The organism is uncultured Gimesia sp. (genome assembly GCF_937910335.1).
In the GTDB taxonomy this organism is placed as follows: domain Bacteria; phylum Planctomycetota; class Planctomycetia; order Planctomycetales; family Planctomycetaceae; genus Gimesia.
This window is the reverse complement of record NZ_CALEMX010000282.1, coordinates 1-5,004: the sequence shown is the minus strand read 5'-3', so window position 1 is coordinate 5,004 and position 5,004 is coordinate 1. Positions and strand designations below refer to the sequence as shown.

4 protein-coding genes are annotated in these 5,004 nt (G+C 48.1%); 2 read left to right on the top strand and 2 right to left on the bottom strand.

The features are described 5' to 3' along the window. Both Q0668_RS11365 and Q0668_RS11360 read left to right on the top strand, forming a co-directional pair. Positions 1-607, top strand: a 607-nt coding sequence (locus Q0668_RS11365; RefSeq protein ID WP_298864429.1) for a hypothetical protein, incomplete at its 5' end; no start/stop codon positions are given. An 829-nt stretch (positions 608-1,436) separates the two neighbouring features. Then, on the top strand, positions 1,437-1,637 hold the full coding sequence (locus tag Q0668_RS11360; protein WP_298864427.1) for a cold-shock protein: 201 nt from the start codon (positions 1,437-1,439) through the stop codon (positions 1,635-1,637). 124 nt (positions 1,638-1,761) lie between these two features. Here the strand turns inward: Q0668_RS11360 and Q0668_RS11355 are convergent, their stop codons facing one another. Next, positions 1,762-4,134 carry an aminotransferase class III-fold pyridoxal phosphate-dependent enzyme gene (locus Q0668_RS11355; RefSeq protein WP_298864425.1) on the bottom strand — a complete coding sequence of 791 codons (2,373 nt, stop codon included), beginning with the start codon at positions 4,132-4,134 and terminating at the stop codon, positions 1,762-1,764. Between the two features lie 9 nt (positions 4,135-4,143). Further along, the coding region (locus tag Q0668_RS11350) for a hypothetical protein (RefSeq protein WP_298864423.1) at positions 4,144-5,004 on the bottom strand (861 nt) is incomplete at its 5' end.

The following is a 5,004-nucleotide window of genomic DNA, read 5'->3' as shown; positions in this document are numbered from 1 at the left end:
GATATTGTGTTCATTGATCATTTTTTGCATTCTGTGGTTTTCATACCAAATTAGTGCTTCGTTTCCATCGGAATATAAAACTGTCGATGGCACATTGGGCCTTTATTATATCCGTTGCACATTGGGTGAATGGTATGAATTGGAAATAATGCGTGTTCTCTTTGGGGATACTCCAATGCCGATCGCCTCTTATGCTACTCGCCTGATCCTGTTTTGGCATGTCATTGCATCGTGTTTAATTGGCCTTGTTCTCGCACCTGTTACGCTGATGGCAATCAAAACCAAACGTTTTAGCGCGGTCTGGATATTGTGTTCATTGATCACTTTTTGCATTCTGTGGTTTTCATACCATACTTATGTTTCGTTTCCCGGGGGCATTGCAACCATCAGTTCCCCATTGGGTGGATGGTATGAATATGAAATAAAGCGTGCTCTCTTTGGGGATACCTTTGGGGATACTCCAAAGTGGAACGCCTCTGATGATACTCTCCTGATCCTGTTTTGGCATGTCATTGCATCGTGTTTAATTGGCCTTGTTCTCGCACTTGTTACGCTGATGGCAATCAAACCTGCTAACAAAGAAAAAGAGGAACTAAAGAAGGTGTAGATAATATGAGTACCGAAAATTCCACGTACAATGGATGGGGCTTCAGTAGCGTAGGGCAGGCTCCCTGTAAAGACCGTAGAGATAGGTAACAGTCGTTCGGAGACATGGGTAACACTTTTATTGTTCATTAGACTTTCTGAATACCTAATCTTGTCGTGCACACATTCTTAGAGGGACCTATTTCTTCACAGCCGTTACATACTGTTGAGGACATTTGTTTCGTTTTTCTAACTCTCGAATATTGCTCGAAGAAGTGCCCCGGCAATATCAACGAGATTGGCTGTTCGAAATCGATACCATCGTTCTGTTAGTAGATTATTTCCATTCCATCGAAGATGAAAAGGACTTTCGAACTCACTTCGACTTAATCATTTCAATTTTGCTAAACATTGCCCGATTTGATCTGGATAACTGTTGGCGGCTAGACGGTCCAACATGATGAGATTGCACCAATGGTTGTACTCCACCGGGCGGTCAACCGGTTGACGTGCCTTTTGGCTCAAATAAATCTCGAAAACAAGGGTTTTCTGCAGTGTTGGCAGGCTCTTGCGGTTGTCGAGAATCGTTTCAAAGCGGGGCGTCCACCCTTTACAGGTACGCTATACACAGTATAATACGAGTGTCACAATAGTTGTGACGAGCAGAGACAAGGTGTAGGTTAAACCGCCTTCGGGTTGTTATTCTCTTCCCGCTTCATTCTGCGTAGTAGTGCTTCGTTGGAAGTTACTGCTTCGGTTTTGTGGCTCTATCTGCTTTCTTTATTTGGGCTACGGAGCGCTGCACTGCCAGCCGTTTCGTGTATTACAGGTTATTAAGTTGGAGAGCAGAAATGCCACAAGGTAAGATCAAGAGATTAGTCACAGATCGCGGATTTGGATTCATTGAAGGAGAGTCAGGAGACTTGTTCTTTCATCATTCTGAAGTTCAGGGTAAAACACTCGAAGAACTTCAGGAAGGTGATGTTGTCGAATATGAAATAGGCGAAGGTCGTAAAGGACCATGTGCCACTTCTGTACGGGTTTCTGAATAAGTTCGTAATTCCGACAAGTCTGAAATCAAAAAGAAACGCCCGTGCTGAACAGCGCTGGGCGTTTCTGCTTAAGTACCTCTCGCAAATGACGAAGTCAGATGGGGACGAAGATTTCTCAGTAGATTCACGTTAATCTGGCAAAGCCGGAATGCTTTACCGGACCACCTATCCGCTGTTGGATCTCACCATCGCGGATGGCACTGGCCAACTCTGCAAAAACTTCATCCAACGCTGCAAGATAGCTGTCAATGTGCCGCGATTCATGCGCGAGAGTTGCATTAAAAGCACCACTGGCAAGAAAACCATGTTGTAACATCCTCGCCGTCATCAACGTTGCCAGCCCGGCCGCTTCCGGATGATCGAAGGCAAGTGCCGCCATCGCGGGATGGCCCATGGTATTGATCGGCACGTTATGTTTGCTTCCCAGTTCTTGCCACCCTTCAATCACTTGCGATCCAATCCGCTCAAGGTGTGCAGGGATATCAATACTCATCTGCTTCCGCACACAGGCGACCGCTGCCGCAGGACCCACACCTTCGGTCCAGAAAGTACTGGAAATAAATGATTCCTGAGCTGCTTGCATCGTATCGCGTTTCCCAATGATGGCGCCGATGGGGAAGCCGTTGCCCAGCGTCTTGGCAAACACAGCGATATCGGGTTCCACTCCATAATTTCGATGCGCACCACCAAGACAGAGCCGCCAACCACTCGAAATTTCATCGAAAATCAAAGGCGTATTCAGTTTGTCGCAACGTTCGCGGACGCCTTCAAGGAAACCAGGTTCAGGATCGATTTTTCGCGTCGGCTCCATCACCACAGCCGCCAGTTCGTGTCCATGTTTTGCAATCAGTGCGTCAAGCTCATCCAGTCGATTGTAGCGGAACGTCAAAGCGGTGCCTGACAAACCAGAGGGAACGCCCCGCGGCTCAAGACCGGGCAAAAGATGCCCTGTCAGATGGTCGGTCTGATCACCTTGATCCGTCGCAGGTAGATTCGCAGCCAGATACCAGTCATGCCAGCCGTGATATCCACAAATCGCAACTTTATCACGTTGTGTGCAGGCACGGGCAATACGGGTGGCAACGACCATTGACTCACCGCCAGCACGTGTAAACCGTGCATTGTGTGCCCAGGGATGGATTTCGAGGAGTAATTTTGCGAGTTCGATTTCGTCTGCCGTTTGCAATGTTGACATCGAACCGAGATTCACACGACGAATGACGGCTGCGTTAACATCAGGATCACTATAACCAAGAATGCATGCCAGGATGCCACCCAGACTCATGTCGATGAAGTGCCGCCCTTCGATATCGATAATTTCACAACCTCTTGCTTCGCGGTAGTAAGCGGGCCACTGCTCAGGAGCAAACATTTCTGGCCGTTTGCTAAGCAACTGTGTACCGCCGGGAAAGATCTCCTTGGCTTCTCGATAGACTTCCTGAACATCCGGCAGGCTTCGTGTCAGAGGCAAATCAAGTAATCGTCTCGCACCCAGACAGAATACTTCTTCCACATCGCCATCACTCAAATGCTGGTTAGTACAGGCCTGCTTTAATGCCAGCAGTGATTCGATCCCCAGCAGCGTCGGTTTTGCAAATCGAGAACGACTGAAATCAGGACGGATTTCATCAAGCCACAAAAAACCATCACCAAGATTCACACACCGACTACGCATTTCCGTCACACAAAAATCGGCACCGAACAGTAATCTTGTAGGCCCAAATGTTTTCAGGATGGCTTCGAAGGCTTCCGGTTCACAGATTGCTGAAGTATCAAAGAAGACATTTTCCAATCCACGAATGGAGGAAATCCCTTCGACCGTATGACGACCACAAAAACCACGGGCCGCGTGTGCAAGAATCAGTTTGGCATTGGGATATTGCTCACAATGCTGGCGTATGTATGTCTGATTTGCAGGCTCAGCTAAAGCCCGAGGCAGAACCATATGCAACATAATCGCCAGCCCATACTGGTTTGCCAGCTCCCATGCCCATTTTGGAATGAACTCTTCAGTAGGCGCGAATAGTGTATCTTCGCGTTCTGCAAACACATGGTAGACTTTAAATCCAGCGAAACCATCCTCAAGGATCTGTTGTTCGACCTGCGCCGGTTCCTGATGCGGAGTAACAATCATTAATCCACGCGAATGAGGGCTCCCTTTCATCTGGTCAGCTAAAAATCGGTTGGCGCCATCAACATTCAATGCTCGCGTCGGAAACGGAAAAAACAGACCATCAGACGGGCATCGGTCAGGCATCCAGAGCGATACTCGTTCATCGTACACGGCGCGCGTGACTTCTGCAGGTCCTGCCGCCGCCAGAGAGGGAGTAGGTTCTCCAAGATCAGCCACGCGCCACAGATGGGCATGCGCATCGAATGAATTGGGTGGCACAAAGTTTTTTAACTGCTGATCGAACAGTTTGAGGTCTTCTTCATTGACGGTCGCCCAGACATAAGGGTTGAGATCATCAGAAGATTTCTTAGAGGATGTATTCATTGTCTTGCCTTAGTTCTTTCCAACATAAATTGCGTAAACTCTGGCGCCATTCATTTTGGGGTAGCTTACTTTGATTGATAGTTTTTTGTCTTGTGGTAATCGACTCACTTTGCCGGGCCAGACAACTTTTTGACGAGTTCCCGGTTTCGAAAGCTGTGCGGCATCTGCACCAGAAAATCCAGCCAATGGTTTGGCACGTGAATCAAGTAATTCCACTTTCAGAGGTGCCGCGGAGGATATCCCTTCTACATTCACGAATAATTGTGCATTGCCTTTCACGTCGAAGGAAGTTGTTTCAAAACCTGCCGCGGAATTTTCTACTTTGCGAGAAAGATAACCAAAACCATCACGCCGCAATGTGGCAAGGCCGATTTCCATGTTTCGTAGCTTTCCACCCGTGTCCCAATGCGAATACCACATCATTGTTTTGTCACCGACATTGGCAAAAGCATGCCCTTGCAATAATGCCGTATTATCCCACTCTTCTTTGGTACCTCGTGAAATCACTTTGTGGCCAGGCACAGGTTCGCGGAAATGAATTCCATCGTTACTGACGATCAACCCCAAATCGATGGTCACACCTTCATTCCAGTATGCACTGTCTTTGGGTTTTTCTGGAGCGTCCTGCCACATTCCGTACAATCCGACAAGCGCATTGCCGCGATTCCAGATTCCAGCGCCCATATGCGTCTGCTGCCCGGAAATTGGTTTTGCTGTTAACTGACCAGGGCGTGCAAAAGCAGTCGCCTTTGCACGTGACCAGTTGTTAAAGTCAGACGAACGGTATGTAAGCATCACACGGCCAATTTTGCTACCGTCCATTCTCCAGGACCAGGGTGAGAGGAGTTGGCCGGGGGCATAATAAAAACC